The organism is Nostoc sp. TCL26-01, from assembly GCF_013393945.1.
GTDB lineage: Bacteria > Cyanobacteriota > Cyanobacteriia > Cyanobacteriales > Nostocaceae > Trichormus.
This window is the reverse complement of sequence record NZ_CP040297.1, coordinates 4,138,954-4,152,398: the sequence shown is the minus strand read 5'-3', so window position 1 is coordinate 4,152,398 and position 13,445 is coordinate 4,138,954. Positions and strand designations below refer to the sequence as shown.

Below are 13,445 nucleotides of genomic sequence, written 5' to 3'. Positions count from 1 at the left end.
ATGACTAATGACTATTGACCATTGACTAATGACTAATGACTAATGACTATTGACTATTGACTATTGACTATTGACCATTGACCATTGACTATTTTCCCATCATTGTCCAAACCCCATCCCAGTGATTTGGAGGTGGTGTTTGTTGGTAGTAGTAGGCGCGTTCTAGGTGAATATTCACCGCTTGATCTTGAGGGTGAATATGTTTTGCGGCTGTAAAACAAGCGATCGCCTGTGTAAAATTGCGGGAGAGATAGGCGGCTCGACCTGTATGATAGTGAAAGAGGAACTCTTGAGTATTGGCATCTAAAGCAGTAGTGCGATCGCCTATTAATTCGTAGATGTTGACTGCTTGGTGTTTGCCTTTGACACGGATTCTATCTAACTGGCGTACCCAAATGCGATCGCTGCATAGTTGATAGGTAAACTCACTTAAAATGATGTCACAGCCATATTCTTTGGTGACTGCTTCCAAGCGGGAACTCAAGTTTACCCCATCCCCAATAACTGTGTAATCCATGCGTTTGTGAGAACCGATATTGCCAGAGACGACTTCCCCAGAACTAAGACCAATACCAATGCGGATTTGTGGTTGGGCTTGAATAATTCGCCGTTGATTAAATTCTGCTAGACGCTGGCGCATATCCAATGCTGACTGCACCGCCTGCCAAGCATGATTTTCTGTTAGTGGTAGAGGTGCGCCAAATACTGCCATTAAGGCATCACCAATAAATTTATCCAGAGTACCTTCGTAGTTAAATACTGCTTCAACCATCGTTTCAAAGTACTGATTTAGCAGTGATACAACTTCCGCCGCCCCCAAATTTTCTGTGAGTGTAGTGTAACCACGAATATCAGAAAATAATACAGTCACATCTTTCCGTTCGCCCACCATTAAAGCATCTTCCCCCAGTGCCATGACTTGCTCGGCTACATGGGGTGTAAGATAGCGATACATGGTTGTTTTCAGGCGTTTTTCCTGGCTAATGTCTTCTAAAACTACCAAACCACCCCTGACTCCGCCTTCTGGGTTGGTGAGATGATTCACTGTGAGATTAATACTGCGTTCGAGGATTTGTACTTGGGTGGAGTTTAAAAACTTAGATTGGGGAGTTAGGGGTAAATTCCAAGGTAGAAAAGTATCAGGATTAGAGCGATCGCGTACTGTTAAAATCGAGAAGGCATTACCCAGTTGTGCATCAGGAATTTCATTGGTAACTCGCATATCTGGACTCTGTAGTTGATAGACACCAACAGTTAAACTCTGCTCTGGTACATAATGTTTAGCTCCACTTTTTAAACTATCTTCCAAACGCATCTGCAAATTTTCAATTGGTATAACCTCCCAAATTAAACGACCAGTTAAGTTTTGTTCCCACAATATTTTATTAGCTTTGCTATTAGGTTCACCTAAAGGACAACCAAGTAATTCTAAAGCTGCATCATTAATTGTGACAATCCTACCTGTCATATCTGTGGAAATTACAGCATCTGACAAACTCTGTAAAATATCTTTTTGATATTGTTTTTCTAATAAAACATTTTCAAATAACCGAGCATTTTCCAAGGCAATTCCTGCCTGAATATTAAAAGCCCGCATGAATTCTTCATCGGAAGTAGAAAAACTCCCTTGTTGTTTATTAATTAGTTGTGTTACGCCAATCAATTCATTAGCCGAATTAAATACTGGCAAACATAAAATATTGCGAGTTATATAACCAGTTTTTCTATCTGTTGTTGGGTCAAATCGTGGGTCTTTGTAAGCATCGGGAATATTCAAAGCATCACCTGTAGAAGCCACATAACCAGCAATACCACGATTCGCAGAAATGCGAATTTCCATTAAATTTGTCGTGTCTGCTGCTGCTGCCACTTTAGTCCAAAGTTCACCCATTTCTTTCCGATACAAAAACAATGTACTTCTATCGGCTTGCATTAAAACTCTGGCTTGTTCCATCACTATCTGCAAGGTAGCTTCTAAATCTAAACTTTGCCCTAGTGTTTGAGTCGCACGTAAGAGTGCTGTGACTCCACGTTGATTACGCGCTGCTACATAAAAAGATTGACAAGTTTCTAAGATAATCCCAATAGAATCAGCAAAGTCTCGAAAATGTGCTTCATCATCACTATTAAAGGGAATATTGCCAGTCTTATTAGCTAGTTGGACGACTGCTACTACCTGAGTTTTACTACTCACCACAGGCATACACAAAATATTGCGAATTGTGTAACCCATTTGTTTTTCTAGCTCTGGGCTAAACAAAGGATGAGTAGCCGTTTCCGCAATATTTAAATATTGCCCCGTACTAGCCACATGACCAGGAATACCCACTGTAATCGGAGTCCGAATTTCTAAAAATTTTTGCCCATTATCTTGTGGTATTTTTGACCACAACTGACCTTTATCATAGTCAACTAAAAAAATAGTTGTCTGTTCTGCTTGGAGAATTTGCCCAATTTTAAGTGTGATGGCTTCTAATACTTTCTCCAGCATATTTTCCAGAGCTTCATTATTGATTAATTCAATAGCTCTGAGAAATTGCTGAAATTCGGCTGTAATAAATTCCAGTAAACAACCAAACTCGCTAACCGAAAGGTCTTTAACCCGACGCAATAGAGTGTGTGTCCGATTAACCTGTGTAAGTTCAGTTAATGTAGCCAAGACGCTACCTAAATTGGGAAGAGTCATTAGTTATTAGTCATTAGTCAATAGTCAATAGTCAATAGTCAATAGTCAATAGTCAATAGTCAATAGTCAATAGTCAATAGTCAGCACTCCCTCACTCTCTCCTCCCTCACTCAGCACGCTGCTCATCGCCCCGCTACCGCTAACAGCACTCAGCACTCCTTCACTCTCTCACTCCCTCACTCAGCACTCAACACTCCTTCACTCAGCACTCCTTCATCGTAACGCTGTCAACTGTTCTGTACGGATTACTTTTTGGTAGTAATCTTGTAGCTGATGTGTAGCGGCTGCCCAGCCCCATTTTTCAGCTTCTTGACGAGCGTTTTGGCGGATAGTGTTCCGTTCTTGGGAGTTGTCTAGGAGGCTGATAGTAGCAGCGATCGCATCTTGTATATCTGCTTTAGGATCAAAAAGATAGCCATTGACACCATCTGTGACAATATCTGGTATGCCCCCAGAACGGGCAGCCACCACTGGACAACCAGCTGCCATTGCTTCTAGCAATACTAAACCCAGTGTTTCTGTGCGGGAGGGAAAAATAAAAGCATCAGCGCTAGCAAACGCCGAGCCTAATTCCCGTCCCATAAGATAACCGACAAAGTTGGTATTTGTGCCAGCAAAATGTTTTTCTAGGGCTTGGCGATTGGGGCCATCTCCCACCAGGGCTAATCGAGCTTGCGGAATGGCTTCTAGGATGGGTTTGATCCGCTCAATTTCTTTTTCAGCGGAAAGACGACCGACGTATAGTAATAAGGGGCTTTCTGGATGATTTTGTGTGAGACGCGATCGCATTTCTAAACTAGCTAAATCAGGATGAAATAATTCTGTATCTACGCCACGTTGCCACAAATCCACCCTTTCAATACCGTGTCCTGATAGTTCTGCCATCATGGCGGTAGAAGTACAAAGATTGAGAGATGCTTGATTATGCGCTCCTTTCAGCAGTTCCCATAGTAACCCTTCTAACATCCCTAAACCGTAATGTTGCAGATACTGTGGTAGGTGAGTATGGTAAGAAGCCACCAAGGGGATTTTGAGAACTTTACTATAAAAAATCCCTGACAGCCCTAAAACAGCCGGATTCACCACATGAATAATATCTGGTTGAAACTCTTCTAAAGCATAACCAATAGCCGGGCGAGGAAGTGCCATTTTCAACTCTGGATACAGAGGTAAGGGAAAACCACTAACGCCATAAACTTTTGCTCCTTTGTGTTCCGTAATCCCACCATCAGGAGCAATGACTAAAACGTGATTTCCATGACGTTGCAGATAGTCAACGGTATGACGCAAGCGTGTCACAATCCCGTCAACCTTGGGTAAAAAGGTTTCAGTGAATAAGGCAATTCTCATACAAAACTAATCAGTCCAGGCAAATAATCCCAGCTTTTGGTGAACTTAGCTATAAACAACAGAGTAAACTGTCTCTGGCAACGTAATCAATGGTCAATGGTCAATAGTCAATGGTCAATGGTCATTAGTCATTAGTCATTTAGTCATTAGTCAATGGTCAATAGTCATTAGTCATTAGTCACTACTCAGCACTCAGCACGGGCTGAATGCCCCGCTACCGCTAACAGCACTCAGCACTCAGCACTCATTACTCACTCAGCACTCAGCACTCCCCCACTCCCCCACTCTCTCACTCCCTCACTCCCCCACTCAGCACTCAGCACTCAGCACTCATTACTCACTCAGCACTCCCTCTTTTTAAGAAAGTGCTCATCCTTCCATTCCAGCAACGATACCAAAAATCAAAAAGAGGCATCCGCCTGCAAAGGTGAGTTGACGCTCAGAGATTCGTCCTGCGATCATTTTGCCACCAATGACAGCGATCGCTGCACAAATAGCATGACCTAAAATTGCGCCAATTGTTACACCAATGATGTTATTACCGGCTGCTAGGGCGATGGTGGCAATTTGTGTGCGATCGCCCCACTCTGCCATAAATGTCAAAACAAAGGCTTCTGCTATAATTGTCCAAGGGGTTTTTTGTCTTGGTAGGTGTGAATCTGCTTTTTCTACGGCTGCTTTTGCCTCTTTGATCTCGTCTTCGGCTTTGTCATCCGCCGCCGACATTTTACTCGCGTCATATAACAGCTTTAGTCCGAAAGCCACAAACAAAGCAATTTCGGCATAATGAATATAAACTTTTGGTAACAAAGAAGCAGCTTGGCCAAATAGCACCGACAAAATTGTCATGGCGGCTAAAGCTGCTACCACTCCTGTAAATACCCATCGCCGTGAATGGTGCATGGCTAAAATCACAGCGATAAAAAAAGTTTTATCTCCTAATTCGGAAACTGTAATTAGTAGTAAACCTGCGGTAAAAGCCGTTAGCACTTTCTCAAGCTCCTCAAGAATCGTTGACCGATGTGCAGCTTGATGAATGCCAAAAGACCTCACCAAGCTTTACATCTTTGATGTAAACTCAGTGAAGGTCTCGCTCCCAAATATTTGATACTTGCCATCTAAACCAGGCTCATCGCCAGTATGTTGATTTAGATGTACTGGCTCTTATGTTTTGTGCCAGTAGCTACTCCCCTTCTTTCATAGATTTCAATATTATATCCATCTGAGATAGGAGTCAAGAGCTTAACCCAGTTGCTGTCAATTATGAACGGCGACTGGCTTTTGTCCGGCAATACCTACCAAATTAGCGCTTAAATCCCACAGGCGATCGGCTTTTTCGTCGTCGCGGGCTTGGGGAGAAACTCTTTGGACAAAGGATTTACCGTCTTTTTTCTGACGATTTCCCCAACTCCAATAAGCACCAGATTGCTTATACTCAGGTTCAGTGACTACATCTGCAACCCTTTCTCCTGCTAATTCTTGAGATACATAACCCCCAGTGATGTGCTTTTGGAACAAGGGGAAGAGTTTTTGAAATAAGGGATAGTGGTTGCGGAATAGTGGTGTTTCGGCTACACATCCTGGATAAAGCGAGGTGAAGGTGATACCAGTTGAATCGTGATAACGCCGATGTAGTTCCCGCATTGTTAGTACGTTACAGACTTTGCTGTCTTTGTAAGCCTTAACGGGTTCAAACTTTTTACCATCAATCATGGAAATTGGCGGTTTGAAGCCTTGAGCAAAGCCTTGTAAGTCACCCAAGTCTGGACGGGGTGGAATCTTCCCACCTAATTCGTCTGGGTTGTGGGTGACTGTTCCCAAAATGACGAGCCGCTTATCTGGTGCTGAGGATTGCTTTAAGTCTTCCAGCATCAGATTACACAAGAGGAAATGACCAAGGTGATTGGTCGTCATGGTTAATTCGTAACCTTCTGGGCTGCGTAACGGTTCTTTGATTAAGGGCATATAAATTGCCGCGTTACACACCAAAGCATCTAAGGATTTGCCTGTGGCTCTAAAGTTGCTCACAAACTGGCGTACACTTTCTAATGAGCCTAAATCAATGTGTATAATGCTGTAGCTGTCCTTGGGGATGCCGAGAGATTGGGCTGCTTGTTCTGATTTGGCTAAATCTCGGCAAGCCATAACAACGTGCCATCCTCTTTTGGCAAATGCTTTGGCTGCGTACAAACCAACTCCTGAAGAGGCTCCAGTAATTACAACTGTTGACTTGCGATCCTGTCCCATTCTCTTAAGACTCTATTTATCATCTTTAACTATTTTCAGGATTTTACCGCACCGAGTTACCACATCTCATGAGTCGATTACGGACTGTTACATACCGCTACATTAATCGTAACTTTTTGATTTAAATTCCTTAACAAAGCATCAATTTGTTCAGGAATATTGAACAGAGTTAATTGAGAAGATATACATTAGCTGTATCTGTTGTGAAAACGAGCTTGGCTGGTCTGGCGATCGCTCTATTTTGTACAATTTCAAATATCGGCCATAGTTTGACTGGCTCTGGTGGCGTAAACTTCACGTAAGTAATTTTTTCATAACTTGGGTCGTTGAGGATAGTGCCATCTATGAGTAGTAATCTTTGGGGATGAATGACATAATTACCAGACACACACACGTTGACCACGCTAATGTTCTTATGAGTGATATTGGTATCAATATATTTATACTGATTATTGGCTATGCGTTTACCTCTGACTCTGGGGTCACAAATAACTGCTCCATCTGGCAATTGATTAATAATTTTGGTGATATCTGCTGTATTAATTAACCGATTATTGCCATATTTACTCAGCATAAATTGATAATCATAGAATAGATTGCTCAAGCAAGAGTAGGTAATAATCATGCCAGTAATTACATAAAATATCAGATTTTTTTGTTTTGATAAGTTTAGATATGCTAGAGATGTAATAGTGAGAATAATTGGGGCAAAAATAATCAGTAACTTGTAGTGAAAAACTGTAGTTTCCGAATCCAGATTAGATGCTGCATATAAATATATGCCCCAAGTAGATAACCAAATACACCAAATATATTTATTACCTTTAAATTTAGTAATTCCCCAATACGTAATGATCGCCAGAAAAATCACAGATACTACTAAAGCAATCCACGAGTGATTCCAGAGATATGCTTCTTGAAATAGTTTGAAGTAATTCAAGAATAAATTACTAATTTTTTTACCTAAATTCATCAAAAATGAATTACCAGCTTGAGAATCATTAGTCACTATAGTTTTAAAAATACTTTTAGTATTCTGAAAACCACGGCTAAATTCGCCTATCCAATAAGGTGTTAATGCTAATATGGCTGAGAGAATGCTGACAATGGGCAATGATATTAAGAGATAACGTTTTTGTTTGACGACTTGATAGATAAAAACTCCACAACTAATCATAAATACGATAGGCAAAACAAACAGTGTGGAAGAATGTAAGCTGACTAAAATTGCCAGAGTCACGCCATAGCCAACCCACAGAAGCATTTGCACTGCTAACGAAAAATCTCCCTCCATTTGTAGATAGTACAGTAAGGTGAAAAGCAGCAGAAAAAAAGGAATCGAGCTAGGATTCCATTGAAAATTACTAATAAAGATTTCACCATACAGCAGACTATACCAAAAGCCAGCTAAACCACTGAGGAAAATTCTAATTGGTGTTTCAATATGTTCTAAAAGTTGATAAACTAAATAAATTAATAAAGGAATAGATAAAAATGAAAATAAAGCATTAGGTAAAGCTTGAAAAACCGGGTCTGCCCCTAAAATAGTAAAAGGGAAGAACAAATAATAATAAAGTGGTAAAATGTGATGTCTGCCGATAGTCGCAACTTGAGAACCAAGTGTGGGCAAATCTCCCTGCCACATATTAATGACAACAAAAGCATCTCTCACTTGATCAGGGTCTTGACCGATATCAAAGCTTACGTACTGGAAAACAGCAATAATTCTAGTGATTAAACCAATGGCGATCGCTAAAAATATCAGCAGATATCCTATTACTTGCACTCTCTTAAAATGCTGGGATTCCGAATTTAATTTATACATATTACTCCTTTAGGACTTACGCACTGAACCAAAAAACCCTGCCGAGGGTAGTCAATAGTAAACAGTGAACAGTGAACGTTTATTAACTGGTAACTGATAAGTAATCAGACAGAATTAATTACACAAGTTCTTTCCCGTAACCTATAACCTGTAACCTGTCCCCTATCTGTACATAAGAATTTAAGTGTGTCCAATTACTTAACTGTTAACTGATTTGGTCAACAGTCCAAAAAAACTTGATTTTGACCATTGACCATTGACTATTGACCATTGACTATTGACTATTGACAAAAAAGCCAGAAAACTTAGTTACACTTGCGTAAGTTCTATTGTATTAGACTGGGTTGAGCATCGATTGAGCATTTTAGACAAATGCAATAATGCTTTAATACATCTAAGTGAAAAGCCCAAAACAATTCTTTGGAACATTATTTGAGCATTAAATTTGGGTTAGAAGCTGTAACTGTTGATTTAGCGTGTTTATGAAAAAGCCAGACTGGTTGCGGGTTAAAGCGCCTCAATGGGAGCGCGTTGGTAACGTTAAAGAAATTTTGCGGGATTTAGCGCTGAATACAGTTTGTGAAGAAGCATCCTGTCCAAATATTGGTGAATGCTTCCAAGCTGGTACAGCCACTTTTTTGATTATGGGGCCAGCTTGCACCCGTGCTTGTCCTTATTGTGATATCGACTTTGAGAAAAAACCTCAAGCCTTAGACCCCACAGAACCAACAAGATTAAGTGAAGCTGTACACCGGATGAAACTCAATCATGTGGTGATCACTTCTGTCAACCGAGATGACTTAGCAGATGGTGGTGCGTCTCAGTTTGTCAAATGTATTGAAGCGGTGCGCGCACTCTCACCCCAAACTACCATTGAAGTATTGATCCCAGATTTGTGCGGTAATTGGGATGCGTTAGAGATCATTCTCCAAGCCTCACCAGAAGTACTTAACCATAATACAGAAACAGTACCACGTCTATATCGTCGAGTGCGTCCCCAAGGAAATTACGATCGCACACTAGAATTATTACAGCGCTCTCGGCAAATTGCTCCTTGGACATACACCAAATCCGGCATCATGGTAGGACTGAGTGAAACCGATGCTGAAATTCGCCAAGTTATGCAAGACCTACGCACTGTAGATTGTGATATCTTAACCATCGGGCAATATCTCCAACCCAGTCAAAAACACTTGCAAGTCAACGACTTTGTAAGTCCAGAGCAATTTGCTGCTTGGCAAGCCTATGGCGAAGAACTGGGATTTTTACAAGTCGTATCTTCACCCCTAACCAGAAGTTCCTACCACGCCGAGCAAGTGCGAGAATTAATGCAGCGTTATCCACGGTAGAGACGTACCATGTTACGTCTCTCCACATGAGTGATTATTTTTGAATTTCAAATTTTCCATCGGTGCAAGAAACTACCATATCAATATCAATATTAGGTGCAGGTGCTTGGGGTGAATCTCTCGCCAGTTTAGCAGCAGCAAATGGTCATGGGGTGAAAATCTGGTCACGCCGGGGATCAGAGACACTAGCTTCAGTTGTCGAAGATGCCGAGATCATTGTCTCCGCTATTTCTATGAAAGGTGTGAGAGAAGTTGCTACCCAAATCCAACCTCTCACCCTTCCCCCAGCAACAATTTTTGTCACCGCTACAAAAGGTTTAGAACCAGATACGATTAATACGCCTTCGCAAATTTGGCAATCAATTTTTCCTGACAATCCCATAGTCGTTCTATCAGGGCCAAATTTATCTCAAGAAATTCAACAATCTTTACCAGCCGCGACAGCAGTAGCTAGTCGTGTTGTCACCGCAGCCGAAACAGTCCAGCTAGCGTTTTCTTCCCCACGTTTTCGGGTATATACAAATCCTGATCCTATAGGTGTAGAGCTTGGGGGTACACTCAAGAATGTCATAGCGATCGCATCCGGTGTCTGTGACGGGTTACAGTTGGGAACTAATGCTAAAGCGGCTCTAGTCACTCGTGGACTCACAGAAATGGTGCGTATTGGCAATTTTTGGGGCGCTAAAACGGAAACATTTTATGGTTTATCTGGTCTAGGAGACTTGTTAGCTACCTGTAACAGTCCGTTGAGTCGCAATTACCAAGTAGGTTACCAACTAGCAAGTGGCAAAACTCTCACAGCAACTCTGGCAAATTTGCCAGGAACGGCTGAAGGGGTAAACACTTGTCAAGTATTAGTCCAACTAGCCAAGCAGCAAAATATAGTTATTCCCATTACCGAGCAAGTTCATCGTTTACTACAAGGTGAAGTGACACCAAGACAAGCTCTTGATGAACTGATGCTGCGCGACATCAAGCCAGAATATCACTAATAGGACTTACGCAGTGTCACTAAATTTTCTGGCTTTTTGTCAATAGTCAATGGTGAAATAGTGCGTTCCTATTGCCTTGCGTCGGAAAGCAACTATTGAACTCGTAACGGTCAACAGTCCAAAAAACTTGACTATTGACCATTGACCATTGACCATTGACTATTGACCACCCCCAGAAGGGTTTATTGGTTGAGGTGCGTAAGTCCTAACTAAAATTCTCGAAGCTAAATGAAGAAATATTCATCGGATACCAACTAAGTGTGAAGTATTGATGAAAAAGTACTAGCTATATACAACTCATGGATTGCTGGTAGCGGTTGTTGCAGACTACTCAATCATCTTCCATTACCTATTACCTCTACTGAGTCCAAAAAATCCTGAGAAAAAATTAGAAAATCGTCAGGAAAGTACTTACACATTCATGTAGATGTGACTATGCCGATGATAAACATAATTTCACTGAAATATGTTTATACCATTTACCAAAGTAATAGCTGATATCTATCAAGGTGGAAATGCTGACTAGGTAATTCGGAACTTAAAGCCTAATCATGGATTTGAATAGCTATTGGTTCAATCAGACGCTCACCAACCGAGCATAGCTTGGTGGCAATGTTTGAAAACAACCACTAAGTTTTTTTGCAAAAAAAATCTTAGTGAAAACCTCAACCGTGTTAGTTCATCTAGAATCACGGGAACAATAGCAACAGTTAATTAGCTGACCGCAATCTATTGTTACCTGGAGCCATAGAGACGATCTTATGCCAGCAACATCTTTTTACGCAGATGCCGCCTACAATACCCAAAAATCCAGCCAGGTGTTAGACCCGGATCTCACTGTCGATGAAGGTGAGTTGTCGGTCGATGATCTCCAAGAGTTGGAGATAGCTGCTGCTGATCCCGCTAACTTTGCTGTCGGCGCTAACCGTCGCAGTACAGATTTAGTGCGTCTATACCTTCAGGAAATTGGTCGTGTCCGCTTATTGGGACGGGATGAAGAAGTTTCTGAAGCCCAAAAAGTCCAGCGTTATTTACGGTTACGGACTGTACTAGCCAATGCTGCCAAACAAGGCGATGCTGTAGCCGCACCTTATCTTCACTTAATTGAAGTGCAAGAGCGTCTAGCATCAGAACTAGGTCATCGTCCATCTTTAGAAAGATGGGCTACTACTGCTGGTATCAACTTATCTGAACTTAAGCCAACTTTAGCAGAAGGCAAGCGTCGCTGGGCAGAAATTGCCAAGCTGACTGTGGAAGAATTGGATCAACTCCAGTCTCAAGGACTGCAAGCCAAAGAACACATGATTAAGGCTAATTTACGCCTAGTTGTGTCTGTTGCCAAGAAATATCAAAATCGCGGTTTGGAATTATTGGATTTAGTCCAAGAAGGTACGCTGGGTTTAGAACGAGCCGTAGAGAAATTTGACCCCACTAAAGGATACCGCTTTAGTACCTATGCTTACTGGTGGATTCGTCAGGGAATTACACGAGCGATCGCTACTTCTAGTCGAACAATTCGTCTCCCTGTCCATATTACAGAAAAGTTAAACAAAATTAAAAAAGCTCAACGCAAAATAGCTCAAGAAAAAGGTCGCACTCCTACTTTAGAAGACCTAGCTCTGGAGTTAGATATGACACCCAGCCAAGTACGCGAAGTTTTATTAAGAGTACCTCGCTCTGTGTCACTGGAAACTAAGGTCGGTAAGGATAAAGACACCGAATTAGGTGAATTACTAGAAACTGATAGTGTCACCCCAGAAGAAATGTTAATGCGAGAATCTTTACAAAGAGACTTGCAAAATTTGTTAGCCGATTTAACCAGCCGTGAGCGTGATGTCATTCTCATGCGGTTTGGTTTGGCTGATGGTCATCCTTATTCCTTAGCAGAAATTGGTCGCGCACTAGATTTATCACGGGAGAGAGTGCGGCAAATCGAATCCAAAGCTTTGCAAAAGCTGCGTCAACCCAAGCGTCGTAACCTCATCCGCGATTACTTGGAATCTTTAAGCTAATTCGATAGTCAATAGTCAATAGTCAATAGTGACAAAATTTAATACTATAGATTGTTGACTCTGGACTATCCAATTGCTAGGAATTCCAGCGATTTTCCCACTAACAGTTACTCATCCCTCATAAGAAATTTTTGCAGTTAAGAAAAGAATGGTTTTAATCGCCATTTCCCAAGAGATATGAGGTCATGGGTAGAGAAAATCCATAGTTAATTGATACAATGCTTGCATGGCTTGTATTCTACAATTTTAACTTTTGAATTAATTACTGTCAGTGGGGATAACCATCAGAAGATTTTATAGCAGTTGCTAAATAGATTAGAATACCTACTAATCATTAAGCATTGATAATTAAAGACTTTCCAGCCTTTTCTCTGTTCTCGGCTATAGTATGCAAATTTCATCAAGTATTGTTAAAATTTTGGTAAAGATTCTCAATAAGCAATATTTGTTGCAAATAGACCAAAACATTTGTTATATTCTCAACTAACAGGCTTTGTTGAGAAAAATTAGTATGACTGTCTACACAACAACTTCACTTAAGGCAGAGTTAAACGAGAGAGGCTGGCGTTTAACTCCTCAAAGAGAAACTATTTTACATATTTTTCAAGAACTGCCCCAAGGTGAACATCTAAGTGCAGAGGATTTGTACCACCGTTTAGAAACTGATGGTGAAGGTATCAGTCTTTCAACCATCTACCGGACGTTGAAACTGATGGCTCGGATGGGAATTTTACGGGAACTAGAACTGGGCGAAGGGCATAAACATTATGAAATTAATCAGCCATACCCCCATCACCACCATCACTTGATTTGTGTAAAGTGCAACTCCACTATTGAGTTCAAGAACGACTCAATCTTAAAAATTGGGGGAAAAACTGCTCAAAAAGAAGGCTTCCACCTACTTGACTGTCAAATGACCATTCATGCAGTTTGTCCCAAGTGCCAACGAGCGCTGATGCCACTGTAGCACCTGGGTATGATAAC

At 41.2% G+C, this 13,445-nt stretch carries 9 protein-coding genes; 4 read left to right on the top strand and 5 right to left on the bottom strand.

Features of this window, described 5'->3' with window-relative positions; translation table 11 throughout:
- Positions 1-88: 88 nt before the first annotated feature.
- The 5 genes from FD725_RS18150 to FD725_RS18130 form a co-directional block, all read right to left on the bottom strand.
- The gene (locus FD725_RS18150; protein WP_179049434.1) at positions 89-2,686 is read right to left on the bottom strand and encodes a GAF domain-containing protein; all 2,598 of its coding nucleotides are present in this window, start codon (positions 2,684-2,686) and stop codon (positions 89-91) included.
- A gap of 213 nt (positions 2,687-2,899) precedes the next feature.
- Positions 2,900-4,036: a glycosyltransferase family 1 protein gene (locus FD725_RS18145; protein WP_179049433.1), complete on the bottom strand. Its 1,137-nt coding sequence runs from the start codon at positions 4,034-4,036 to the stop codon at positions 2,900-2,902.
- Between the two features lie 369 nt (positions 4,037-4,405).
- Positions 4,406-5,026: a TMEM165/GDT1 family protein gene (locus FD725_RS18140; RefSeq protein ID WP_179051579.1), complete on the bottom strand. Its 621-nt coding sequence runs from the start codon at positions 5,024-5,026 to the stop codon at positions 4,406-4,408.
- A 267-nt stretch (positions 5,027-5,293) separates the two neighbouring features.
- On the bottom strand, positions 5,294-6,283 hold the full coding sequence (locus FD725_RS18135; RefSeq protein WP_179049432.1) for a protochlorophyllide reductase: 990 nt from the start codon (positions 6,281-6,283) through the stop codon (positions 5,294-5,296).
- 169 nt (positions 6,284-6,452) lie between these two features.
- Complete coding sequence (locus tag FD725_RS18130; RefSeq protein WP_179049431.1) at positions 6,453-8,108, bottom strand: hypothetical protein; 1,656 nt, start codon at positions 8,106-8,108, stop codon at positions 6,453-6,455.
- 482 nt (positions 8,109-8,590) lie between these two features.
- Here FD725_RS18130 and lipA point away from each other — a divergent pair, with 482 nt between their 5' ends.
- The 4 genes from lipA (at position 8,591) to FD725_RS18110 (ending at position 13,428) form a co-directional block, all read left to right on the top strand.
- Positions 8,591-9,457, top strand: coding sequence for a lipoyl synthase (gene lipA, locus FD725_RS18125; protein ID WP_179049430.1), 867 nt, complete (start codon positions 8,591-8,593; stop codon positions 9,455-9,457).
- Between the two features lie 62 nt (positions 9,458-9,519).
- Positions 9,520-10,449, top strand: a complete 930-nt coding sequence (locus FD725_RS18120; protein ID WP_179049429.1) for an NAD(P)H-dependent glycerol-3-phosphate dehydrogenase — start codon at positions 9,520-9,522, stop codon at positions 10,447-10,449.
- Between the two features lie 761 nt (positions 10,450-11,210).
- Positions 11,211-12,461, top strand: coding sequence for an RNA polymerase sigma factor SigC (gene sigC, locus FD725_RS18115; protein ID WP_179049428.1), 1,251 nt, complete (start codon positions 11,211-11,213; stop codon positions 12,459-12,461).
- A gap of 511 nt (positions 12,462-12,972) precedes the next feature.
- Positions 12,973-13,428, top strand: coding sequence for a Fur family transcriptional regulator (locus tag FD725_RS18110; protein WP_179049427.1), 456 nt, complete (start codon positions 12,973-12,975; stop codon positions 13,426-13,428).
- Positions 13,429-13,445: the final 17 nt, after the last annotated feature.